A 797-nucleotide genomic window follows, 5' to 3' on the forward strand; every position below is an offset into this window, starting at 1 on the left:
ACAAGGGCGTCGCGCGAACAAACTTGCCCGGCATGTTCGATCAGATGTCGAAGCATTCGAAATTCGATTGGGCCCAGATGAATTGGCCGACCATTGCGTGAGACACGATGTGCGTCGAGGTCGATCTCAATGTCTACGTAGACGAGCGCCGCTCTGCCGTCCTTATCGGTGCGACTGGCCATCGGCCCCGCGAGCCTCTCAAGTAAGCCTATGAGCTTGCGTGGAGTAATTGGACGCACGAAGCTTTCATCTATTCCCGCTTTCATCAGGCTCAGATATTGCTGTTCGGCCCCAGGACCGATCAACGCTACTGTTGGAATTCCGAAAGTCGTGGGATCACGCTTGAGATCAAGACAAGCATCGATAGCGAGGCTGTCGCCCGAACGACAGTCGAGAAGGATCGCGATCGGATTGGCCTCATGGCTGATATAGATAATCTCTTCCACGCTCGACGCCAGTAGGACTGCAAACCCCGCCTCCGCCAGGATGTGCGAAAGCAGCAAATAGTAATCTACGTCAGTGGAAGCGATTACGATCGATGCCATTATGACGAACCCGGTCTTATCCCGCGTCATTAATTGTGACTGACACCGGGTTTGAAAGGCGACGAACCGCAATAGGCGCAAGGCCGACAGCCATGCAGCACCCAAGCCCCCGCTCAAGCGGCGCAGAATGTCGATACAGCGGGGGGAGCTTTTCCTGGCCTTCGATAAATTGGTCCCGAAACAGCCAGCTTTTCTCGCATCGTCGTCAGCACATCCAGCGAGATTTCGAACGCGCCGCAACATACCGGAGAT

General features: G+C 55.1%; 1 protein-coding gene. It reads right to left on the reverse strand.

Going from position 1 to position 797, the window contains the following annotated elements; genetic code table 11:
* Nucleotides 1-545, reverse strand: a 545-nt coding sequence (locus tag WH91_RS04315; protein WP_158409513.1) for a response regulator transcription factor, incomplete at its 3' end; no start/stop codon positions are given.
* Nucleotides 546-797: the final 252 nt, after the last annotated feature.

It is taken from the genome of Devosia psychrophila (assembly GCF_000971275.1).
In the GTDB taxonomy this organism is placed as follows: Bacteria; Pseudomonadota; Alphaproteobacteria; order Rhizobiales; family Devosiaceae; genus Devosia; species Devosia psychrophila.